Below are 23,789 nucleotides of genomic sequence, written 5' to 3'. Positions count from 1 at the left end.
AGCACGCCAGCGGGGCGGCCTCGGCGCAGGTAATCGCCGGGACCGCGCCAGGCTGGCCGGCGAAGGAACGGCCGCTCAGACCAGGAGCGGTGGCCAGGTGGTTGAGTCTCGCGGGCGGTGAAGGTGCGCTATTTTCGTGCCGCATGGAAGACACCGTCCCACTGCGTCAGGCCGTCCTCGCCTGGCTTGAGCAGGCGCGGGACCTGCCCTCGATACCCCAGGCGATCACCGATGTAGCGCTGTCGAGGCAGCCGGAGTTCGATGCCGTGGTCAACGCGGTGGTGGGCGCCGCGCCGAAATCCGAGCACCGCGACCTGTACGGCAAGGCCGATGGTGACTGGGTGCCCCGATGGTCCACACTCCTGGGCGGATCAGGGCTCGGGGACGCGACCCGTCTGGTTGCCCAGGGGGCGACGGTGCCGGTGGAAGAGGTTGCGGACAGCTTCGTCGCTTTCTGTACGGCGCCCGCGCCGGCAGTGGAGGACTGGCTGTTGCTGAGCGGCGAACTCCCCGAGGGGACACGGATCCCGCTGGGCCAGTACACCGTGCAGACCTTCACCGCCGACGAGCTGAGGCAGTTGGGCCCGATGCCGGCCCTCCACGGCCTTCAGCCGGGAGGACTCGACCTGGGTCTCCTGGCCGGCGCACCGTTCGTCCACGCCCCCGATCCGGACCGTGCGTCGGACCGCAGCGGCCTACCCTGGTTCGATTTCACCGGCCCGCGGCCGGAAGCCCGGCACTGGAGGGCGCTGCTGCCGCTGATCCTGTGGAGCCCCGAACTCCTCCATGTCGACGCGGTGTTCGACGTCGAGCGCGGCCGCGAGTTCGGGCTGCACCCAAACCACGTGCCCACCACCCTTCAGATCTACGAGGACCACGACGGCGGGTACGAGGAAGTCGAAGTCCGCGAGACGGGCAGCTTCGACGTCACATGGCAACAACTTCCGCGCCTGCAAGCCTTCTGCGCCGCCGTGACCGCAAAGATCGACGCCGTCATGGACGGCACCACCAGCAGCCGAAGGCTGCCCAGGAGGCGCGCCCTGCGCTTGGAGCGCGCAGCCCGGCACCTGCTGCAGGCCTACCAGCGCACCCACAGCGATTACGGCGTGTGGGAGCAGGAGGCCGACGAGCTGCACTTGGACTACGTCATCGCGCTGGAAGCCCTGATGGCCAGCCCTAACGACCAGCATGAGGGCATCAGCGAAAAGATCCGGTCCCGTGCAGCTGCCCTGTTCCTCACCCCGTCCCTGCGCGAGCAGGTCGAGACAAGCGTGCAGGAGGCGTACAGCGCGCGTTCCAAGTACGTGCACGGAGACGTCCTCAAGGACCAGGACGAGGGCAAGAAGCTGGCCGCCCTGCGTGACCTCAGGCTGATCGTGCGGCAGGTCATCCTGCGCTGGCTCGTCCTCACCCCCTGCGACACTGAAGACCTCGCACCCCTCCTCGACGCCGCTGCCGCCGGCACCGGCCGCGAAGGCGCCGTCGACGAACCCCTGGACGCCTTCTTCCGCGCAACGCCGCCGCAAGACCGCCTCCGCCCCTGAGCTGGACCACGGCGATGGTCGTGAGCAGTGCGACGCGGCCGCCCATTCCTCGGCAGGCGACCGGCAGCAGTACGAGGGCGGGGAGCCGCGTGGGCGACCCGCGTGTTGGGACCGTACCCGGTTCCCCTGCTGGCCCGGGCGAGGCTGGCTGGCACCGGCCCGCAGGAGTCAGGTGGTGTTGAATTCCGCTACCGCCGCCGTGGCTCGCTGGTCTGCCTCTGCTTGCAGGGTCTCCCAGTCGGCGGCTGCCTGGCGTGTTCCTGCGGCCAGGACCGCGGCGCGTACGGCGGTGCGGACATCGCCGGGGCCCACCTGCAGCCCGGCCTCCCTGAGGCTCTGGATTTCCGACAGCGCCTGCGCGGCGGCCTGGTCGAGGTCGGGGGCTGCCCCGGCAGACGTGTCGGCAGTGTCCCGGCACAGCACGATGACGTCGATGCGGTTGGGCTCCGCCGCTGCGGTCTTGGAGAGACTGGTCGCCACTTCGGCGATCACGGCGCGGGTGGTGGTAACGGTGAAGCCGGCGTCGGACAGCGACCGCATCAGAGCGCACCAGCCCGTGGTCTGCGACTGGTGGAAGCTGAACAGGAGGCAGCCGCCGGGCTTGAGGACGCGTCGGCACTCGCGCCAGACGCGGGCTGCGGTGGCTTGGAATCCGTCAGGGGCGGCGTTCTGTACTTCCTGGACGGCCCGGGTGCTGGGCATGTCCGGGTAGCCCTGGTAGGGGCGCATGGCGCTGAGCCAGGCGTGGAAGAAGTCGGCAAGTTCCGAGTAGTGGACGTTGTCGACGTAGGGGGGGTCGGTGACGATGAGATCCACGCTGTTGTCGGGGAGATCCGTTCGCGAGGCGTCGCCAGTGGTGGTGTAGGCCGTTGCGGGATTCCGCACGAACTGCTGCCACGTCGTGCTCAGGGGGCGGGCGTTCGGGCAGCGAGGACTGGTCGACGGCGAGGATCCGGTCGGCCTCGGCCTTGAAGTCCAGCGGGGTGCTCTTGTACTGGGCCGCTTTGTGCAGCCGGGTGAGCACCCCGGAGAACCCGGCCGATCCCCCCTGGGCGCCCCAGGGGTCTCCTTCGACGCTACACCTCTCCGGTCGCAGTACGTGGTTGTGGAAGACCGAGCGGACCGGACCGGTACCCTCCCCCTTGTAGGAGCAGAACAGGTTGTGGTGTTCGACGGTTCTGCCGAACGATGCGATGAGCGCCTCGCGTTCCGCGGAAGCCCCGGGCAGATCGCGCAGCGCCGCGCCGATCAGTGAGGCTGTAACGCTGGCGCTCGTTGAAGAACCGCTCCCAGGAGTCGTACCCCCAGCGCAGCGCCTGGATGGTGCTGACGCCTTCCTCCAGCGCGCCGAGCGGGTGGACGAGCTCATCGGGCGATGTGTCGGCGAGGGACTTCGCCGCCTTGTCGTACAGGCAGAGGTCGAAGTCGTCGATCGCCCGGTACTCACGCTGGCCGTTGGCGCGCAGCACCAGCTTCGCGTACATGCGCCGCTCCGGGACGGCGCCGTTCAGCGCAGCAATGACAGGGGTGCGGTGTCCGTGACGACATGTCATGAACCTTCCGCGGGCGCCCCTTGGAACGGGAAGGTCATGCCGCAGGCGGGGCAGTGCCCCCTCTCGTCCTTGCTCAGGTCGGTGACGCAGATGCCCCGGCAGCCCGGGCATATGGCCTGCGCGCGTGGGAATCGGCGCGGGTACGCATGGCGGGCGAAGACCCGGGTGGTGAAGAGCTCCACGTCCTCGCCGCACTCCGGGCAGTACGCGAGGGCCACCCAGAAGTAGTGCAGGACCGGCTCGTTGGAGACGGTGCGGTGCAGTTCCTGGACGGGACAGGCGCACTTCCTGACGACCTGCCCGAAGAGGTCCGCGAGCACCTCTAGATCCCATGGCTGCAGCGCCTGCCGCTGGGTGAGCGTCGCGACGGGATTGATGTCGCGGCCGACGACGGCGGCCCCGAGTTTGGCCGCCTCGACAAGGGTGGTGCCCGATCCGGCGAAGGGGTCATAGACGACGAGCCCCCGCAGCCTGGCCGCGGCGTCCGCAACGGAGTCGTCCGGTCCGGACACGGCAGCCAACAGTAAGTGGCGTGCGACGCTGCCCAGGCGCCTCGCCCACCACTTGTGCACGTAGGTCGCGGGCCGGTGCACCTCCTTGCGCCACGACTCGTGCTCGGCGATCCGGCTCCACTCCACTGGCGCCGGCCCGGCCTCGAGGAGTGAGACCGGGGGAGGCCCGCTCCTGGCTTCTCGTTCATGTGTACGCCCCCGGTGGTCCGAACCCGGATCCACCGCCCTCGGATTGGGCAGGAGCAGGTGACGGCCTGTCAACGTGCGTTACTGTAACGGCAGGTAGTGGGGGGATACCAGGTGGGTGATGGCGCGCGTGAGTATCTGGACTGTCTCGTGGGAAAAGAGGTCACCGCCCAACCCGTCGATCCTCCATTGCCTGGAACTGGGGCAGCAGCGGTCGCCGATGGGCAGGCGTCGTGCGCGAATCAGCCGACGGACGGGCAGCCGATCCACACCGTCGCGATCGGCACCCCGGTCAGGACGGGTGCGCTTCGTGGACTGGTCCACGAAGCGCACCGTGACCTCATAGCGGACTCCTCGGAGCTCCTCGGCCGGGCTTACTTGATGTTGGCGAAGGACTTCCAGCCGGTGGCGATCTTCGCTCCGGTCCCGATGGCTCCGGTGCCGGTGCCGGTGCCGGCGTAGCGGTAGAGGTCGCCGGCGGTGGTGCGGCCGAGGATGTCGTTCTTGCCGTCGCCGGTGAGGTCGCCGATGCCGATCATGTTCACCATGCTGCCCCAGCCGGAGCCGATCTTGATGCCGGAGCCGATGGTGCCGCGGCCGGTGCCGAGGTAGCGGTAGAGGTAGCCGGTGGAGGTACGGGCGATCAGGTCGGCGTGCTTGTCGCCGTTGAGGTCGCCGGTCCCGACGATCGTGAGCGACTTCCAGCCGGAGCCGATCTTCCCGATCCGGGTCAGCCCGGCGGACTGCGTTCCTGTGAACAGGTACAGGTCGCCGGTGGAGATCTGACGGGCGACCAGGTCGGGGAGCCGGTCGGCGTTGAAGTCGCCGGAGTACGTCAGGGCGTCGAAACCGTTCCAGCCGCTGCCGCCGATCAGCGTGCGCGACGCCGCGGGGGTGACCGGCGTGCCGCAGACGGGGTGGTAGCGGTACAACTCACCGGCGCCCGTGGTGACGAGGGTGTCGTTGCAGCCGTCGCCGTTGAGGTCCCCGAAGGGGACCAGTCTGGACGTGGTCGGCCAGGTCCCGCCGCCGACCCTTGAGGTGAGCGTCTTGCCGGCGTTGCCCCGGTAGACGTACAGCACGCCGGACGTCGTCTGTGCGTAGAGGTCTGGGAACCCGTCGTTGCCGACGTAGTCGCGGTGCTTGGCGGGCGGGGGCGTGGTGAGCCCGGTGCCGGCGGTCCACAGATGCCTGTCCGTTTGTAGCCAGGCCGCCGACGCGTTGCCGTCAGGCGCCACTGCGAGTCGGCCATTGTAGGCATCGCCCGTGCTGAGCTTGACGGGTGTGGTCCACTGCCCGGCGATCCGGGCCGAGGTGTGGAACGACGTCAGGCCGGTGGCGTCAGCCTGGTGCCAGCCCACCTGGATCGTCCCGTCGGAGCCGATGGCAGCGTCGGCCTGACCGTACGAGTCCGCGGTCGACGACAGGCGCTTGACCGTGCTCCAACTTCCGGACGCCGCACGGGTGGCTGTCTCGACGTTCTCGGTCCAACGCTTCGCGGTGCTGTCCCAGGCCTTCCAGACCAGGGTGACGTCACCGCTCGGCCCGATCAGCGGACCGTCGAGGAAGGAGGGAAAGTCTTCGGTCTGGAGCCGCTCGGGGGTGCCCCAGGTGGTGCTGCCGGCCGGACGGACCGAGAGGTTCGCGTAGGGGACCTCGTCTTCCGAGTGCGTCACCGTGCCCCAGGCCAGCATGGCCGTTCCGTCAGGCCCGATGGCGAGCTCGACTCCGCCGCCGTTCGGGGCGGATACCGTCGCGGGGTCGGTGAACCCGGATGCGCCCAGTGCCTTGTCGACTGTCTTGACGGTGCGCACCGGCGTGGTCCGGTCGGTCCAGGCGACGGTGGTCGTGCCGTTCGGCGCGATCGCGACCTGGGGCCTCCCGACCGAGACATCGGTCAGCAACTCGGGCTCCGACCAGCCGCCGCCGGCCGTGCGCTCCGACACGTAGACGCGGCGGTTCTTGCCGTCCGGGCTCGAGTCAGCAGTGGTCCAGACGGCCACGCTCTTACCGGTCGCCGCACTATGGGCGAACGCCAAGTCCTTGATGTCGTACACGCCGGCGATGACGGTCGGCTCGGACCACGTGGTCGCCCCCTTCGCCATGACGCTCGTCCGCAGACCCCGGCCCAGGCTCTCCTCCCAGGCCACAGTCATGGATCCGTCCGATCCGGGAACCAGAGCGATCTGGTTCGAATAGGACGAGTACGTCAGGCCCAGAGCCTTGACCTCACCCCAGACTGTGCTGGTCGCGGGCCGGATCGCGACCTTCACCTCATGCACGTTGTACTGGTTCGTCCCGCTGGCCAGGTCGGTCCAGACGACCACGGCCGTGCCGTCCGTCGTCGTCGCCAGGTCGGCGATGCTTGCACTGCCGAACGACTCCGCCCCTTCCCGCGGCGGGCTCCAAGTGCCCGCCTGGGCTGCTGCCGCATCCGTGGCCTGCGCCAAGACGCCAATGGCCACGGTTCCGGCACCGACCGCCCCCAGGGCCAGCATCGGAGTCAGCGCAGCAGTGACGATTCTTCGGTTGTTGCCCAAGAGATTCCTCCCCCTCCTACAGGTGCGCGCGACATTAACAGCCGCTTTACGCGGCCTTGAGACCAGGTCGTCCTTGATCGAAAGGCAGGGGCGCCCCGTACCTGACGAGGCGCGCTGCCTGGTCCACGAGGCCTCGGCGCGGGGCCCGCAGGCGGTCAACAGTCGATGCAGCCGATGGCCGAGCGTCTCGGGGTGGACCATCAGCGGTTGCAGCAGTTCATGACGTCCTCGACCTGGCCTGTCGCCGACGTGCGGGCCCGGCTGGCCTGGCGGGCGGTGCGGGTGGTGCGGCCGCAGGTGTGGGTGGTGGACGACACCGGTTTCCCCAAGGACGGCAAGGCCTCGCCCGGGGTGCCCGCCAGTACTCGGGCACGTTGGGCAAGGTCGGCAACTGCCAGATCGGTGTGAGCGTCCACGCCGCGTCGGACACCGCTTCGTGCCCGCTGTCCTGGTGGCTGTTCCTGCCCGCAAGCTGGGACGGGCCCCAGGCCGCCGCACGCCGGACGGCCTGCCGGATCCCTGATGACGAGCACCACCGTCCGAAGTGGCAACTCGCGCTGGACATGCTCGACGAACTCGGGCGGATCGGTCTGCGGCCCGCCGCACTGGTCGCGGACACCGGCTACGGCGCGAACGCCGACTTCCGTCACGGCCTGGAGGATCGCGGCCTGGCCTACGTCCTCCAGGCCAAGGCCGAGATGACCGCCCACGCGGAAGCCGTGCAACCCCGTCAGCCTGCCTACGGCGGGCTCGGCCCCAAGCCGCTGCCCCGTTACCGCACCCGGCCGGTCTCCTTACGCGACCACGTGCTGGCCGCCGGTCGCAGCCACGGGAGTACGCTGACCTGGCGAAAGGGCTCGAAAGCGGCGATGAGCTCGCACTTCGTGCTCTTGCGGGTCCGCCTGGCCGGCCGCCGCCCGAAACCGGCGGCGGACGGGACGATGCCGCTGGTCTGGCTAATCGCGCAGTGGCCCGAGGGCGAGGCCGAGCCGGTGAAGTACTGGATCTCGAACCTGCCCGCCGGCATACCCGCCAAGGACCTGGTCCGGCTCGCGAAGTCGCGCTGGCGGATCGAACACGACTATCGCGACCTGAAAACGGCCCTGGGCCTGGACCACTTCGAAGGCCGCTCGTTCACCGGCTGGCACCGCCACGTCACCCTCGTCACCGCCGCCCACCTGTTCCTGACCGAACGGCGGAGGACCCCAAAAGCCCCTGCCGGGGGCCTGACCCTCTACCAAGCCCTGGACCTCCTCCAATACCTACTCGCCACCTGGACCGGCACCTGCCCCACCTGCCGACAACCCATCCCAGAACAGCCCTACGACACCAGCTAACAAAGCACTGCTAGTCGCCGGTCGTGCCGTCGAGGATCTCGCGCAGGATGTCCAGGTGGCCGTTGTGGCGGGCCGTCTCCTCGGTGAGGTGGAGAAGGATCCAGCGTAGGTCGACGTGCAGGCCGTTGCGGACGGCTCGTTGGGCCTGCTTGTCCAGGCCGTTCCCGGCGACCAGTTCGCGGTAGTGGGCGCTTTGTTCGGCGTATTCGTCGAGCAACTGTGTGAGCGGGAAGTCGACGGCGATGCGCATCTCGCGGTCGGGGTCTTCCTCGGTCCAGGGGCCCTGGTCTTCCTCGCCGAGGAAGACCACTTGGAACCAGTAGTACTCGACCCAGCGGAGGTGGTTGATCACTCCGCTCATGGTCATCAGCGGTGAGCCCGGCAGGAGCGCCTTGCGTGCGTTCTCCGCGGAGACGCCCTCGCACTTGGCGCGGGTGGTGTCACGTGTGTAGTCGAGAAACGTGGTGAGCTGGGTGCGCTCGTCCCACGCGGGCGGCGTGTCGTCGATTCTGGTCATCGCGCGAAGCGTCCCCGATCACCGTGACTGATGTCGAGGTGTTTATCGACGGGCCCAACTTGCATGCGAATGCGACCACCTGGGTGGGCGCGCGCCGGGCGCGCGGGCGCCATCGCGGCGTACCGCGCGGGGGCCGGCGCCGCGGCCTGCGGCGCTCCGGCTGCCGCCGCCAGGCCTGCACGAGTTCGTAGTCGTTGTACGGGCCGCCTGCGTCCGGCTGCTCAATCGACCCGGGTCCGCGCCTCACACCCGCGCGGTGCGATTGCTTCAACCAAACCGCTACTTGAGGACCTGTCAGGTCTATCCGGGGTTCGCGCGGTTTGGGGTCAGCGAGGTTGCTGTATGCGCCACCGGTGTCGCCTTTTCGGCCTTGCCTTCGATGGCCACGGAACCGTACTGTCCGCATGCGGTCCGTGAATGGACCGTGTGTTCTATTACGGGTCTGGGGAGGCCCGGGGTGGGGGAGTCATGTTCGTGCGCCTGCGCGCTTTCAGACCGGTGGCAGTGGCACTGCTCGCGGGGGCACTCGGAGCGGGGGCGTTGCCGACTCCGGCATTCGCCGATGTCGTGTCCCAGGTGCCGCAGTCTCTTGCGCTGTCCGGTGCGTCCGCTGAGGCGGCCGCGAGTGGCGAGCCGGTGGAGGTGGTCGCCGAGCGCAGCGAGTACACGCAGACGATGGCGAACCCGGATGGGACGTTCACGCTGACGCAGTCGACGACTCCGCAGCGGGTGCGGGGTGCGGACGGGGCGTGGCGGGCGGTCGACGCCTCGCTGGAACACCGTCCGGACGGTTCGGTGGGGCCGAAGGCCGCCGGGGTGCAGTTGTCGTTCTCCGGGGGCGGCAGCGGTGAGGGGATGATCCGTCTGGCCAACGAGCAGGGTGCGCTCACCTTCGGCTGGCCCGGCAAGCTGCCCGAGCCGGTGCTCGATGGTCCTACGGCCACCTACCCGGAGGTGTTCAAGGGTGTCGACCTGCAGCTGACCGCGACTTCCGAGGGTTACCGCGAGGTCCTGGTCGTCAAGTCGGCCGAGGCGGCGGCGAATCCGCAGCTCGGGCAGATCAAGCTGTCCGCCAAGGGCCAGGGCCTGGCTCTGCGGCCGAGTCCGGGTGGTGGCCTGCGGGCCATCGACGAGGACGGCAATGTGGTCTTCAAGGGGCCGGCCGGTCAGATGTGGGACTCGGCGGGCGACGCGTCCGCCGGTCTTCAGACGCAGATGGCTCGCACCGTGTCCGTCGAGGCGCCGGCCTACGGCACCGCCGGCGTGGACATCGCAAACGAGGGGCCTGCGGAGCCCGAGGATCCGTCCCAGCCGGGCAAGGGCGACGCGAGCGCTCCTTTGCCGGTGCAGGTCGCGGATGGCGCGGTCACGCTGACGCCGGACCTTGGCATCCTGCGGGGTGCGGACACTGTCTACCCGGTCTACATCGATCCGCCGATGGGTGTGGGGTACTCCGAGCGCACGGTGCTGTCTTCGGACGGGGACCGGTTTTGGAACTTCGAGGGTGATTACGGCGTCGGCCACTGCAGCCGGTCAGGACCGTACTACTGCACTACAGGTTCCTCGTACACAAACCGGATGTACTACGAGTTCGCCCCCACCAAGCTCGTCGGCAAGCAGGTCATCGACGCCACCTTCCGCGCCTATGAGACGTGGTCGTTCGACTGCAATCCGCATTGGGTGGACCTCAAGCGCACCGACAACATCTCCGAGGCCACCCGCTGGCCGGGACCCGCCGAGCTCGACCATCTCGGTGACCGTGACGTATCGGCGGGCCGGGGCTCCAACTGCTCGCCCGATCAGCCGGACTCGTGGATCGAGTTCCATGACAACAGCGCCGAGACGGACGAGAACCTGCGTGCGACGGTGCGCTCGCTGGCCGATGGCAAGATCTCCCGCCTGACGCTGATGCTGCGGGCCAAGGACGAGGGCGACGCCTCGGCCTGGAAGCGGTTCAACCAGAACGCCGAATTGCAGGTCACCTATGTGCCCAAGCCGGGCGTGCCCACCAGCGTCGGTCTCATCCCCGGCAACGGGACGGTGCAGTACTGCTCCACGAATGCCGCCGCGCCGACCATCTCGACGCGGTCGGATCCCATGATGCAGGCGATGGTGCAGACGCTCGTGGCTCCCAAGTCGGGCGAATACGCCGGCTCGCTGCGCGCCTACATGGATGTCGAGCGCTCCGATCCCGCCCAGGGCTGGGTGAAGTCATGGGCCGCGACGCTTCCGACCAGCGGCTACCACCCGGACAACACCCTGGAAAGGGTCCGTGTCACGCCCCGGTCCGATGGCTCGTTGTACCGGTACCGGGCGTGGACGCGCTCGTTCTGGACGACCAACGGCGTGACGTCCAGTGTGGGGTCGGGGGTGACGGCGTGGTGCTACTTCAAGGTCGACACGACCGCGCCGAAGGAACCCCAGATCCTCTTCCCCACGGACCCCATCTACAGCGAGTGCACCACTGACGCGTGTGAGCCCGCGGGCGGTCCTGGGGTGGCGGCCACGTTCACGATCAAGCCGAACGCGGCCGACACGGACATCACCGGCTTCCAGTGGAAGCTGATTGCCGAGAAGACTGCCCACGTGGAGACGGGCTCAAGCGCGACGATCCGCCCCGTACCGCCTCTGTCAGGTGTCCAGGTACTCACCGTCCAGGCCAAGGACGTGAACCAACGCTGGGGAACTCCGAAGGAAGTCGCCTTCAAGGTCGCCCCGGCCAAGGGCGCCGTCGGACGTTGGCACTTCGACGACGGCACGCCCGGATCGACGATCACCACGGCCGCTGACAGTGCCACCGAAGGTGTGCGTCACCCGGCCATCCTGCGCCAGCCGACAAGCGGCAAGGCCGCGACTTGGTCGGTCATGGGCCGCCGCGGCACAGGCGACTACTCCCTGGCCCTGAACGACGACGTCACCGACCCGGTACAGCAGACCGGCTACGCATCGACCGACGCGCCGCCGCTGAACACGAAGGAATCGTTCACGATCTCCGCCTGGGCACTGCTGACGAACACCTCCCAGAACCGGGTGGTGGCCTCCGCGCCGGGCGCCTCCGGGACGCTGTTCAACCTGTACTACTCGGCCACGGCCAAGAAGTGGGGCTTCAACCGCGCTGCCACAGATGTTCAGGATCCGGCGTACGTCACTTCCTGGTCCGCCACGGCCAATCCTCCGACCAAGGTCTGGACGCACCTGGCCGGCGTCTTCGACACCAGGGGCGATGCGGATAAGACGAACGACACCATCCAGCTGTTCGTCAACGGCGCCCCGCAGGGCGCTCCGGTCGTGCTGTCCGCAGGCCAGGCAAGTTACACGCCGACAACGTCACCCTCGGGTCTGTACATCGGCCGGTCGATGCTGGGGAACCACTTCTTCGGGCGCATCGATGAGATCGCGGCCTGGGACCGTCCGCTGACCGCTGACGAGATCCGTGAGGAGAGCGCACTCAAGGACGACAGCGTGCCGGCGGTTGAGCTGGTGGGCTATTGGGACGCCTCCCTCGCCTCCGGAAGCACCGTGCCGCAACGGACGCCGTACGCCAGCGCGGGCATGACCCTCTCCTCCACGGGCGCCACGCTGGACCCGGTGAACAACGAACTGCTCCTGGACGGCGTATCCGGCGCCATGTCCACCACTGGTCCGGTCATCGACGAGACGGGATCCTTCACGGTGACCGCAAGGGTGAAGCTCGACAGCGCCAAATTGGCGGGCAAACCGGTCGGCTACCGCGCTCAGGTCCTCGGTCAGCAGACGCCGTCGAAGACGGAGTCGTCCTGGGCACTGTGGGCGGAGAAGGTGTCGGCGACGGGCTACCTCTGGAGATTCGGCCGTACCGCGACCGATGCGACAGGCAAGGTGGTTGAGTCCGCCTCCGTGCCGTCCGAGCAGGAGGCCGCGCTGGACACCTGGGTACAAGTCACCGGTGTCTTCGACGCCGGTGAGGCAGCCGATTCCGGATACGGCAACACACATCTCTATCTGGGAGCCGCCCCCCAGGCGGAGGACGGTAAGGCGTCATTCGGCAGGCCGATGCTTGGAGCAGGGGATCTCGCGGCAGGCCGCGGCTCCGCCAACGGCGTCACCGGGCATCACCTGCCCGGCGCGCTCGACGAAATCCGCATCTGGACCGGCGCGATGACATCTGAGCAGGTCGACTCCAAGGTGATGGGCCCCGCCGGGGACGAGTAGGTCCGAGACCAGCCGGGACTGCACCTGACCTGGCCCGTCCGGGGCAGCTCCTCCGCCCAATTCTCCCACCGCTGACATCATCCTCGCTGCTGGGCGAGGGCCGCTAGACGTTCGCCGTTCGGCGACTCCACTTGGAAACGGACTTCACATGAACCGGCTCATACCGACTGCCTTGAGAGGCGATCGGCACCGATGGCGCAGCAAGGCAAGCGGTCGCCGTATCGCTGCGCTCACGGGCTTCTCCCTTCTTCCCGGTCTGCTCACCCCCACGGTCTTCGCAGCCGAAGTCGATCCGCTGGGCAAGCCCAAGCTGGAGGCCCCCCGCGCGGACAAGGTCTCTGCCTTCACGGCGAAGGGGGACAAGAAGACCGCGGCGCTGCTGGCCAAGGCGGCGGCGAACACCGCCAAGGCCTCGGCCCTGGCCAAGGCCCAGCAGAGCGGCCGCAGCGTGAGCTGGCCCAAGGCCGGCACCGCCACACTCACCTTGCCGGCCAAGGGCACGGTCCAAGCGCGGCCGGGTGCCCTGCCTCTCACGCTTAGCCAGCCGAAGGTGCTCAAGGGGAAGAAGGCCTTCAAGGCCGGCAACGCGGTCAAGGTGAACGTCCTCGACCAGAAGCAGGCAGCCGCGCTTGGAGTCAACGGCGTCGTACTGACCGTCACCGGCCCCGCGGAGGGTGGAAGCGCCGAGCTCGGCATCAACTATGCGGCTTTCGCCTCCGCGTTCGGTGGTGACTGGGCAGGGCGGCTCCAGGCCCAGCGTCTGCCCGACTGTGCCCTCAGCAATCCGGATGCGGCGAAATGCCGCACCCGTACGCCGCTCGACTTCACCAACCGACGCAAGGCACAGCAACTCGATGCCCGGCTGAACTTCCAGCCTTCCGCCGCCCCGAAAGCGGCCCCTTTGAAGTCGACGGCCGTGAAGTCCACCGCCTCCCGGTCGGCCGCGCCGGCTGCCGGGCAGACGATGGTGCTGGCACTCGCAGCCGGTGCCCAGTCGGCCGCCGGTGACTACAAGGCAACCCCTCTGGCGTCCTCGTCGGCGTGGGAGGCGGGTGGCTCCTCCGGCAACTTCACCTGGTCGTATCCCCTGCGGGTGCCGCCGTCGGCGGCGGGCCCGAAGCCGGATCTGACGATTTCGTACGACTCCGGCAGTGTGGATGGCCGCACCGCGTCGACCAACAACCAGGGCACGGCGATCGGTGAGGGCTTCGACATCACGTCGTCCTACGTCGAGCGCAAGTACGGCTCGTGCGATGACGACGGCCAGACGGACAAGTTCGACCTGTGCTGGAAGTATGAGAACGCCTCCCTCGTCCTGAACGGCAAGGCGACCGAACTGGTCAAGGACGACGCGAGCGGCAAGTGGCGGCTGAAGAACGACGACGCCTCCACCGTCATACCCGGCACCGGCGCGGAGAACGGTGACGACAATGGCGAGTACTGGACCGTCATTACCGGCGAGGGCACGAAGTACGTCTTCGGCCTGAACAAGCTCGACGGCGCCGCAGCGGCAGACACCACTGACTCGGTGTGGACCGTGCCGGTCTTCGGTGACGACTCCGGCGAGCCGGGCTACTCCTCCGGCACCGCGTTCGCCTCCCGTGCGAAGACGCAGGCCTGGCGGTGGAACCTCGACTACGTCGTCGACACCCACGGCAATGCCATGACGTATTGGTACGACGCCGGGATCAATTACTACGACAAGCTCGGCGACGACGACAACGGCACCCCCTACACCCGGGGTGGCGTTCTGCGGGAGATCCGCTACGGGCAGCGCGCCGGAGCCCTCTTCAGCGGCACCCCGGCCGCCTCCAACAAGGTGGTCTTCTCCGTCGCGGAGCGATGTGTGGCCGCCGGTACGGGCTGTGACTCGCTGACCGAGGACACGCGCGACAACTGGCCCGACGTCCCCTTCGACGCGATCTGCAAGAAGGACGCCAAGTGCACGGGCAACACCGGCCCGTCCTTCTTCAACCGTAAGCGGATCACCGGCATCACCACCTACGCCTGGGACGCCGCCGCCACCACGCCGGCCTTTGTCGCCGTCGACTCCTGGGCACTGAAGCAGCAGTACCTCGACCCGGGCGACACCGGCGACTCCACCGACCAGTCACTGTGGCTATCGGAGATCCGGCACACGGGCAAGCGGGGCACCGCGATCTCGCTGGACCCTGTCACCTTCACCCACACCTTCCTGGCGAACCGGGTCGACAGCGACACCGACGACATCCTGCCGTTCTACAAGCCGCGTCTCTACACGGTCACGTCGGAAACCGGATCCGCGACCATCGTCAACTACCACGCGGCCGACTGCGCCGCGGGCCAGACGATGCCGGCGGTGGACAAGAACACCAAGCGCTGCTATCCGGTCTACTGGTCACCCAACGGTGAGGAAGTGGCGCGGCTGGACTGGTTCCAGAAGTACCCCGTCTTCACAGTGTCGACCACCGATCCCCAGGGCGGTTCGGAGGGCGTTCAGCACAAGTACACCTACCAGGGTGGCGGAGCCTGGCACTACAACGACGACCCGTTCACCAAGGAGAAGGAGCGCACCTGGTCGAGCTGGCGCGGGTTCGGCAAGGTCACCCACATCACCGGTCACGGCCTCGACGGCAAGACGCAGTCCAAGACCGTGTCCATCTACCTGCGCGGTATGAACGGCGACCGCGTCCTCGGAGCTGACGGCAGAACGCCGGACAAGGACCTGCGCAAGACCGTCAGCGTGGCCGGCATCAAGGCCCCCGCCATCACCGACGCCGACCAGTACGCGGGCTTCGCCCGGGAAACCGTCACCTACAACGGGGCCGCGGGCGCGGAGATCGGCGGAACTGTCAACGACCCCTGGTCCAAGCGCACCGCCACCCAGCACAAGTCCTACGCCGACACCGAGGCGTACTACATCAGGACCGGCGCGACGCACACCCGGACCAGCATCACCACCGTCGCCCCGATCCGCGACCGGATCCGCTCCACCATCACGGAGTACGACGACTACGGCATGCCCTTCCGTGCCGAGGACAAGGGCGACATCGCCGTCGAGGGCGACGAGACGTGCACCCGAACCTGGTACGCCCGCAACGACTCGGTCGGCATCAACTCCCTCATCGCCCGAACGCGTACGGTCGCCAAGCCCTGTGCAGTGCTGGACACCGAGCTCGACCTTCCAGAGACACCCGGCGCTCCCGGTGACATCATCTCGGACACAGCGACCACCTACGACTCCACCACCTGGACCACGGCACAGCAGCCGACCAAGGGCGAACCGTGGCGCAGTAGCCGCGTAAAGGCGTACACCGCCGAGAACGAGCCGGTGTGGCAGAACACGGTCACCACCACCTTCGACGCGCTCGGCCGTCCGCTCACGGTCAAGGACACCAACGACATGGTGACCCTGACCACCACCTACACCCCCGCGACGACCGGTCCGCTCACCGGGAATACCGTCACCAACGCCAAGGGTCACGCAGCCGAGAGGCTCGTGGACTTCGCCACCGGCGCCGCCCTCAAGTCAACCGACCCCAACGGCAAGATCACGGAATCCGAATACGACGCACTGGGCCGCGTCACTAAGACGTGGCTGCCCAACAGATCTAAGGACCTGGGCAAAACCCCCAACTACGTCTTCAACTACAGCGTCACCGCCTCAGCCATGTCCTGGGTCTCCACCGCGACGCTCAAGGGTGACGCCAGCGGCTACAACACCAGCTACGCCCTGTACGACTCCTTGCTGCGCCCCCGGCAGACCCAGTCGCCCTCGCCCGAGGGAGGCCGGCTGATCGCCGAGACTCTCTACGACGAGCGCGGCCTCGCCGCCTCCGCACTCACCGACATCTGGGACTCTCAGACCGCCCCCACGGGTGTTCCCGCCCAGACCGACGGCGGTGAGGCTCCCATGCAGGTCGACACGACCTACGACGGCGCCGGCCGCGCGGTCAAGGCGGAAACGAAGGTCAGGAACGTCTCCCGCTGGACCACCGAAACCGTCTACACCGGTGACATGGTGACCGCGTCCGCACCAGCTGGCGGACAGGCGACAGCGGTGATCACCAACGCCCTCGGCCAGACGACCGAGCGCCGCGAGTACCCGCGCCCCGTCCCGACAGGCACCGACTACACCACCACGAAGTACACCTACACACCGGCGGGGCAGCAGCAGACGGTCCTGGGACCGGACGGAGCTGCCTGGACGTACACCTACGACCTGTTCGGCCGTCAGGCGACCGCGACCGACCCCGACAAGGGCAAGTCCACCAGCACGTACAACACCCTCGACCAGGTCGTCACCTCCAAGGACAGCCGGAACAAGGCCCTGACCTTCGAGTACGACACCCTCGGCCGTAAGACCGGCATGTGGGACGGCACCGCCAAGACCGACGCCACCAAGCTCGCCGCCTGGACCTTCGACACCCTGGCCAAGGGCCAAGGGGATACGTCCGTCCGCTACGACGGCGGCGTGACCGGCAAGGCCTACACCCAGAAGGTCACCAGCTACGACCCTCTGTACCAGGTCACCGGCAGCCAGCTGACCCTGCCGAGCACTGATCCACTCGTTACCGCAGGCGTCCCGCAGACGCTCGACTTCTCCACCGTCTACAACATGGACGGCACCGTCAGGCAGAGCGGCAGCCCTGCCGTCGGTGGACTGTCCTCCGAAATTGTCAGCTACAAGTACGGCAGCCAGGGCCAGCTGCTCACATCGACCGGCCTGACCGGTTACGTACAGAATGCGGCATACTCGCCGATTGGTGATCTGCGCCAGCTCAGCCTCGGCACCAGCACCACCGGAAACAAGGCCTACCTCACCTACAACTACGAGGACGGCACCCGCCGGCTCACCGGATCCAATGTCACGGACGACGTCCACGGATACATGGCCCAAGACCTGACCTTCAGCCAGGACGCGGCCGGCAACGTCACTTCCATCTTCGACAAGGCGACACTCGGCGGCACTTCCGAGGCCGACTACCAGTGCTTCACTTACGACGGCCACCGCCGCGTCACCGAGGCCTGGACACCGAAGACCGCGGACTGCGCTACCACCGGCCGCACCGCCGCCAACCTGGACGGCGCCGCTCCCTACTGGACCAGCTACACATACACCGAGGGCGGCCAGCGCAAGACCGAGACACAGAACCGCGCCGCCGGCAACATCACCACCACATACACCTACGGCAGCGCCACCGGCCAGCCCCATACCCTCGCCAAGACCGTCGCCGGGGCGACGGCCAAGACCTACGCCTACGACACCACCGGCAACACCACGAGCCGTCCCGGCATCCAGGCGCAGCAGACCCTCGAATGGAACACCGAGGGCAAGCTCGTCGGCACCAATGAGCCAGCCGCCGGCACCAAGCCCGCGCTCAGCACGGACTACCTCTACGACGCCAATGGCGAACTCCTGATCCGCCGCGCCACCGGCGACGGCGACACCGTCCTCTACCTCGGCGGCAACGAAGTCCGCCTGGCCAAGAAGGGCACCGGCCAGACCCTCTCCGGCACGCGCTACTACACGGCCGCGGGCCATACGATCGCCGTTCGCACCGCCACAGTGGGCGTCTCCGGCACGAAGCTGACCTTCCTCGCTGGAGACCACCACGGCACCAGCAGCCTGGCACTCGACTCCCCGACCCTGGCCATCACCAAGCGCTACTCAACGCCCTTCGGCGCCCCCCGCGGCACCAAGCCCACGGCCTGGCCGGACGACAAGGCCTTCCTCGGCAAGCCCGCGGACACGACCACGGGTCTGACCCACATCGGGGCACGCGAATACGACCCGGGCCTCGGCCAGTTCATCAGCGTCGACCCGCTGCTCTCCCTGGACCAGCACCAGTCGCTCAACGGCTACAACTACGCCAACAACAGCCCCGCAACCTCTTCCGACCCCACGGGCCTGCGTCCGGACGGTGTGTGTGGAGGAAACTCGAGCACGTGTGTACCGAGTGACTCCAAGAGTGGCGCGAGTGTCAACTACCACGAGTCCTGGCAGTACAAGGGGACCGGATGGAAATGGAGCAGCTGGACGGAGGAGAGCGGCGGGAAGCGCTGGTACCAGACCGGGGGAGTCAACTGGGGCTCGGTGACGTACCTCAATCGCCGCAAGCTCCAGTGGAACTGGAATACCGCCGCCGGCGCAGGGCGGGCTCTTGTCGCCATGGTCGACATCGCTACACCGCTGCTGTCGCTCACAGGAACATCCGCACAAGGCCTGTACGACGGCCTCGCGGAGCAAGCAGGATTCGACACGAGCTCACCGGGCTACGAAGACGGTGAAGCCCTCGTAGATACCTTGGGACTCCTTTTCACCGGAGTAGGCGGAGGGGCAAAGGGAGCCGCGAAGGGGGCCGCGAAGGGTCTCGGCAAGTGCCACTCCTTCCTGCCCGGCACCGAAGTCCTCATGGCCGACGGCTCCCACAAGAAAATAGAAGACGTAGAGGCCGGAGACGTCGTTGTCACAACCGATACCGCTACGGGGAAGAACCACGAAAAGAAGGTCCTCGAAACCATCCGGACAGAGGACGACAAGGACTTCACCGAAATCACGGTGACCGTCAACGGTGTCCTGTCAAGCATCGTCGCCACCGACACCCACCCCTTCTGGGTACCCACCCTGCGCAAATGGGTCAAGGCCGGCGACCTCGAAGTCGGCCAGTGGCTCCGCACCAGCGCCGGAACACACGTCCAGATCACCGCACTCCGCCACTACACCAAGTTCCAGCGCACGCACGACCTCACCGTCGAAGACATCCACGCGTACTATGTGCTGGCTGGACAGACTCCAGTACTCGTTCACAATTGCAACGTTGCGCTGGGTCAGAAAGCTGAAGGCACCTATGAGTGGGCCGAAAAGCTGGACTACAAACACTTCGGGAAACTGGAAGGCTGGCAAGGGCCGGTAGAGGCGGCGATCAGGGATACCAGCAACACTCTTCACGTAAACATGAAGGGAGTTGGGTCTTTCGCTGACGCTGCGAGGGACGGGCTTACCCCGGGGCACCCATATGCCACAGATATCGAGATGGGCATGATTGCAAGATCTGTGGTTCATGGTGGACGTTCATGGGACAGTGTCAAGTTCTACCGGCCGGGTAAGGGTGGTTCTCTCGTTGAATTCTCAGTGCCGGAGCCTGACTGGGGTTCGTTCGGTAGAATTCGCCCCTACATAGATTAAGTTTGTGGACGGTGTAGCGCTGATGGGAATGATCAACTTCGATCTCTATCCGGAGATTCAGGATGCTGGCTCGCTATCTTCGGCCATGACCGAAGCGGCAGATAAGGTCGGCCTCGATTTGGCCGGAGTGCGCAGCCAATCCGAGGTTGGGCCGGGCGTCATCTCCACCGCGCAGGTGGATTCAAGTCGTGGAAAGGTCTTGGTGTGGCTCGACGAGTCTACAAGGACATTCTTCGTTGGTGTCCAAGAGGGCCGGTTTGTCTGGGCGGAAGGTGCCACCGATGATCTCGCTGAGCTGGTTGCTGCGTCGGTGGCGTGGCGTGATGGGATGCCGGTAGGCGAGTTCGCGGAGAACTTTCCTTTCATGATGCTGACGCGACTCGCTAAGGCGCGGGAGGCGGGTGATCCGGTCCCGGCCCAGTGGGACTGGCTCCTGAACTCGGAGATATTTGAAGAGGAGCGACCTCTTGTGGAGGCCGCTCACGTGGAGTATCGCTTCCGCCGACTGTTTCCGAATTTGAGTCATGGGACTTTGCGGCTCAGTACGAATCTTGGAGTGCAGGGATCGCGCGAGATTCACATCAAGCCTCTGGATGCCGGTCGCTATCGCGTCGAAGATACTTCAGTATCTGGTTCGTCTTTCGATGCTGCCAGCTTGATGGAGGCGGTCGTAGCCGCCGCCGAATTTCTTGATCGAGGCCCAGATTTGGAATGAGGTGGCTTCCTTTGTTGCAGGGGTCTTTCGCGGGCATGGGAATCCGCCCGCGATTTTCCCAACGCTCCAGCAAATTGGAAGCCAAATCAGGTGGGTCCTGTCGAGGCTTCTGAAGGGCTTGACGGCAGTAGTTGACGGCAACGGCGGAGAACACTGGGGGTTCGCCGCCGTTGCCGTGCGTGCGTCAGGTGCGGTTGAGAGCGTTCCCCAGCGCCGTCACGGCTTCGCGTTGGTGTCGTTTCGTGGGGGTGCGGTTGAGGTGTGGGTGTCGTCTTGTGCTGGGGGTTTTCTGGTTTGGTTGAGACTGTGTGGGCGGGGTCTTGTGGGGCTGTGGGACTTTTGGTGTGGGGTTCTTCCGTTTTCCTTGGGAGTTTTTCCGTGTCCCTCGGATAGTCCTGCCCTGTAAAGGCCGGTGTGTGTTTTTCCTGGTCGCAGCGTTGTGTGTCGTGAGGGTGTCGGGGCGGCTCGGGAGCTACTGCTTGGGTGTATGCGTCCTGCGGATGGTGGGGCGGTGGTGGGTTTCGGCGAGGTCGAGGCGGATCGCGTCGAGGCTGGTTTTGGTGATGCGTTCGGTGCCGTCGCTGATGGCGGTGACGGCTGCTTGGCGGATGAGGCGGGTCAGGCTCCCGATCCTTCCTGCGGTCCGTTGGTGGAGGTAGGCGGCGAGGCGGGGGAGTGTGCCCGCAGATCGAGTGCTGCTTCTACGCTCGTGATGAGCTCGCGGAAGGGTTCGTGTGTGCCGAGACGTGCGGGGAAGGCTCAGCAATCCACCAGGGAAGCCCGCCCGGCGAGTTGTGCTCCGCGTACTCCGGAGAACAGGGCGGTGTTGGTGACGTCGATACCTGCGTACACGAAGGTCGCGCGGATGCGTTCGATGAGGTCTTTTGAGCAGGTCGGCGGTCTCGGCACCGGTGGTGGTGCGTGGGTTGAGCTGGTGGATCTCGTCGATGAGGATCAGGCGTACGCCGGCCATCTCGTAGGTGTGGCAGACGGCGTCGGTAATCTAAAACGTGTTGCAGAAGGTCGTGTCTGGGCAGGTCAGGACCAACTTCAGGGCCTGCCTGGTCATGCGGCGAGGGCGAGGTTGTGCATGTGGGCGACGGCCTGGACCGCGTGGTGGAGTCCATTGCCGCGCTGGCGGCAGTCGCGGAGGATCTTGTAGTGCTTCATGCGGGCGAAGGCGTGCTCGACGCGGGCCCGGACCTTGCGGTGCTCGGCGTTGTCCTCTTCCTCGCCCGGCAGGAGGGCTCGGCCGGGGCGTTTGCGGTGCGGGACGACGAGGCCGGTGTTGATGTAGGCGCCGTCGCCCAGCACGGTCACGCCTTCGCAGTGCCGGGCCAGACCGGAGTCCCGCCAGGCCCTCGCGTCCGCGGTGTTGCCCGGCACCGGCCGGGCTGCCGCGACCACCAGCTTGGTGTCGGCGTCGATGATGACCTGCACGTTCGCAGAGAACCGCTAGTTGCGTGAGGACGCACCGACCTTCCGGTCGCGGACCGGGATGAGGGTGCCGTCCACGATCCACAGCCGCTCGACCGCGTCGGCCGGGCGGGCGGCCGGCTCGATGGCCAGCAGTGGCCGCAGCCGCTGGATCACCCGGCAGACGGTCGCCGGCGAGCAGCCGAAAAGCGGCGCGAGCTGCCGCATGGTGAGGTTCGTGCGGTAGTAGACGGCCACCAGCAGGACTCGGTCCGCCAGTGGCAGGCACCACGGCCGGCCGCCACCGGGACCGTTTCCACCCCGTTCCCGCACGACCTTCAGCAGCCGCTCGAACTGCCGCATCCGCAGACCCGTGAACGTCTCCACCCACAACGGCTCAGCCCTCAACACCCCGCCCATACAGGGGAAATACCCGAACCGAAGCCTTCTGCAACACGCTTTAAGGGCTGTCCCGCAAGTGATCTCAGATGTGCTCCTCATCAGTCGTCGGCATAGATCCACTATCCGGTCAAGGCGAGGTTGTGGAGGCGGGCGACGCCGAGCATGGCGTGGTGGACGCCGTCGCCTTTCAGGCGGCAGTCGCGGAGGATCTTCCAGGTCTTCATGCGGGCGAAGGTGTGCTCGACTCGGGCGCGGACCTTGCGGTGGGAGGTGTTGTGGGCTTCCTTCCAGGCCGGTAGCTCGGTCTGGCCGGGTTCGCGGCGGTGCGGGATGATCAGACCGGTGCCGCGGTAGCCACCGTCGGCGATCACGGGGGTGTTGCCGACCGAGCTCTTGGCTCCGGACAGTTCCCATGCCTTGCAGTCGTTGCGGTTGCCTGGCACGGGCCGGCCGACGGAGACGACAAGGCGTGAGTCGGCATCGATGACGACCTGGTGGTTGGTCGAGTAGCGGTAGTTCTTAGATTGCTCCGCCACGCTGTGGTCCCGTGTCGGCACCAGGGTGCCGTCTACGATCAGCACCGTGTCTCTGCGGAAGCGGCTCCGCAGCCGCAGCGCGAGCAAGGGACCGAGCTGGCTCACGATCCCGCCTGCGGCCGACTTCGAGATCCCGAACAAGGGAGCCAGCTGCCGCAAGGTCAGGTTCGTCCGCCAGTACGCGGTAACCAGCAACACCCGGTCTGCCAGCGGCAGGCTCCACGGACGGCCCCGGCAAACGCGGGGCGGCCCTTCGCGCCGCAGCATGGTGATCAGTTTCCCGAACTGCTTCGGGCTCAGACCGGAGTACGGCGCTATCCATGACGGCTCCGACGCCGTGATCACAGCCCCCACATGAAGATCATCTCAGTGGTGGGCCTGGCATCCCTGCACGGTCCAAACCTCCGGGCCCTGGATCTGTCGGCCGAGGTCAGTAGAGCCAGCGGTCCAGGAGCCCGGGCCAGAGGAACCCCTCGTAGCCGTTGAAGGCCGCCGGATCGATCTCCTTCAGCTCCTCGGCCAGCCGATTCAGCTCGGCGAAGGCCCGCTCTTCCTCTTCTTCAGAGAGGTACTCCTCGGGGCCGTCCGGCTCGTTGAGGAGGTCGGAGGCTTTGACGCGACTGCCATAACAGTGAAGGACGTCGAGCCACACACCGATACCCGAGTTGGCGAAGCCCGCCTCCCCGTCCGGCATGACGAAGTAGACCGCCCCGGTTTCCGGCTCGACGCCGAACGATGACCGCTCGGCCTGATCATCGGGGTCCGCCTGCTCGGTGAGACGGTAGAGCGGGCCCCGGGAGGTGAGGAGGGCTGGCTCAGCGTCGCTCTGCATCACGACTCGTTCGATGAGGCGCGGAGCGGCCGGGATGCCCACCTCGACGAGCTGTGCCTTCATAAAGTCCGGGATCCGCCAGCCGGCCACAACGTCCCGTCCGGCTCGCACGACATGCCCCAGACCGGCCCACTCGGTCAGCTGGTCGAACGTCGCCATCAAACGATCCTCTTCCGTCGGCTGTGGCCCTGACCCTATCGAGCGGCCTCAGGTCACGGCACAGCCGCACTTGCGGGACAGCCCTTAGAGTCTGTCTCATTTGGTGCTGGGCAGGTTCCTTGACACGAGCACAGCGAGCTGTCGCAACCGCTGGCAGTACTTGGCTGCTGCGGGGTCATTG

At 67.0% G+C, this 23,789-nt stretch carries 11 protein-coding genes and 3 pseudogenes; 5 read left to right on the top strand and 9 right to left on the bottom strand.

Annotation, left to right across the window (positions count from 1 at the left end; genetic code table 11):
• Window positions 1-143 precede the first annotated feature (143 nt).
• Window positions 144-1,544, top strand: coding sequence for a hypothetical protein (locus ACZ5VC_RS31820; RefSeq protein WP_469123445.1), 1,401 nt, complete (start codon window positions 144-146; stop codon window positions 1,542-1,544).
• Between the two features lie 168 nt (window positions 1,545-1,712).
• On the opposite strand, the gene ACZ5VC_RS31815 is transcribed toward ACZ5VC_RS31820, so the two are convergent.
• The 4 genes from ACZ5VC_RS31815 to ACZ5VC_RS31800 all read right to left on the bottom strand — a co-directional run bounded on the left by ACZ5VC_RS31815 (window position 1,713) and on the right by ACZ5VC_RS31800 (window position 6,260).
• Complete coding sequence (locus tag ACZ5VC_RS31815; protein WP_469123444.1) at window positions 1,713-2,429, bottom strand: DNA methyltransferase; 717 nt, start codon at window positions 2,427-2,429, stop codon at window positions 1,713-1,715.
• Between the two features lie 191 nt (window positions 2,430-2,620).
• Entirely contained in the window at window positions 2,621-3,028 is a 408-nt protein-coding gene (locus ACZ5VC_RS31810) for a hypothetical protein (protein ID WP_469123443.1), read from the bottom strand.
• Between the two features lie 65 nt (window positions 3,029-3,093).
• Window positions 3,094-3,609 carry a DNA methyltransferase gene (locus ACZ5VC_RS31805; protein ID WP_469123442.1) on the bottom strand — a complete coding sequence of 172 codons (516 nt, stop codon included), beginning with the start codon at window positions 3,607-3,609 and terminating at the stop codon, window positions 3,094-3,096.
• A 560-nt stretch (window positions 3,610-4,169) separates the two neighbouring features.
• A complete protein-coding gene (locus ACZ5VC_RS31800) occupies window positions 4,170-6,260 on the bottom strand; it encodes an FG-GAP repeat domain-containing protein (protein ID WP_469123441.1) in 2,091 nt (696 codons plus the stop codon).
• A 225-nt stretch (window positions 6,261-6,485) separates the two neighbouring features.
• Here ACZ5VC_RS31800 and ACZ5VC_RS31795 point away from each other — a divergent pair.
• Window positions 6,486-7,555, top strand: a pseudogene (locus ACZ5VC_RS31795) (IS701 family transposase); the annotation flags it as partial.
• A 127-nt stretch (window positions 7,556-7,682) separates the two neighbouring features.
• Here the strand turns inward: ACZ5VC_RS31795 and ACZ5VC_RS31790 are convergent.
• Complete coding sequence (locus ACZ5VC_RS31790; RefSeq protein WP_469123440.1) at window positions 7,683-8,189, bottom strand: DinB family protein; 507 nt, start codon at window positions 8,187-8,189, stop codon at window positions 7,683-7,685.
• A 540-nt stretch (window positions 8,190-8,729) separates the two neighbouring features.
• Here ACZ5VC_RS31790 and ACZ5VC_RS31785 point away from each other — a divergent pair.
• From ACZ5VC_RS31785 to ACZ5VC_RS31775, 3 genes are all read left to right on the top strand, one after another.
• Window positions 8,730-12,380, top strand: a complete 3,651-nt coding sequence (locus tag ACZ5VC_RS31785; RefSeq protein ID WP_469123439.1) for a laminin G domain-containing protein — start codon at window positions 8,730-8,732, stop codon at window positions 12,378-12,380.
• A gap of 148 nt (window positions 12,381-12,528) precedes the next feature.
• Window positions 12,529-19,548: a polymorphic toxin-type HINT domain-containing protein gene (locus tag ACZ5VC_RS31780; protein WP_469123438.1), complete on the top strand. Its 7,020-nt coding sequence runs from the start codon at window positions 12,529-12,531 to the stop codon at window positions 19,546-19,548.
• A 4-nt stretch (window positions 19,549-19,552) separates the two neighbouring features.
• On the top strand, window positions 19,553-20,263 hold the full coding sequence (locus tag ACZ5VC_RS31775; RefSeq protein WP_469123437.1) for a DUF6193 family natural product biosynthesis protein: 711 nt from the start codon (window positions 19,553-19,555) through the stop codon (window positions 20,261-20,263).
• Between the two features lie 472 nt (window positions 20,264-20,735).
• Here the strand turns inward: ACZ5VC_RS31775 and ACZ5VC_RS31770 are convergent.
• The 4 genes and pseudogenes from ACZ5VC_RS31770 to ACZ5VC_RS31755 form a co-directional block, all read right to left on the bottom strand.
• Window positions 20,736-21,266, bottom strand: a pseudogene (locus tag ACZ5VC_RS31770) (TniB family NTP-binding protein); the annotation flags it as partial.
• A gap of 62 nt (window positions 21,267-21,328) precedes the next feature.
• Window positions 21,329-22,099, bottom strand: a pseudogene (locus ACZ5VC_RS31765) (transposase family protein).
• 101 nt (window positions 22,100-22,200) lie between these two features.
• Window positions 22,201-22,971, bottom strand: coding sequence for a transposase (locus ACZ5VC_RS31760; RefSeq protein WP_469123436.1), 771 nt, complete (start codon window positions 22,969-22,971; stop codon window positions 22,201-22,203).
• Between the two features lie 76 nt (window positions 22,972-23,047).
• The gene (locus tag ACZ5VC_RS31755; protein ID WP_469123435.1) at window positions 23,048-23,608 is read right to left on the bottom strand and encodes an SUKH-4 family immunity protein; all 561 of its coding nucleotides are present in this window, start codon (window positions 23,606-23,608) and stop codon (window positions 23,048-23,050) included.
• Window positions 23,609-23,789: the final 181 nt, after the last annotated feature.

Source organism: Streptomyces sp. NPDC033174 (genome assembly GCF_055577795.1).
Note: the sequence above shows the minus strand (reverse complement) of the source record. Positions and strands in the feature narration are given on the sequence as shown.

Coding starts and splice junctions, on each gene's coding strand:
- ACZ5VC_RS31820 (WP_469123445.1), top strand. CDS start 144: ATGGAAGACACCGTCCCACTGCGTCAGGCCGTCCTCGCCTGGCTTGAG.
- ACZ5VC_RS31810 (WP_469123443.1), bottom strand. CDS start 3,028: ATGTACGCGAAGCTGGTGCTGCGCGCCAACGGCCAGCGTGAGTACCGG.
- ACZ5VC_RS31780 (WP_469123438.1), top strand. CDS start 12,529: ATGAACCGGCTCATACCGACTGCCTTGAGAGGCGATCGGCACCGATGG.
- ACZ5VC_RS31755 (WP_469123435.1), bottom strand. CDS start 23,608: ATGGCGACGTTCGACCAGCTGACCGAGTGGGCCGGTCTGGGGCATGTC.
- ACZ5VC_RS31790 (WP_469123440.1), bottom strand. CDS start 8,189: ATGACCAGAATCGACGACACGCCGCCCGCGTGGGACGAGCGCACCCAG.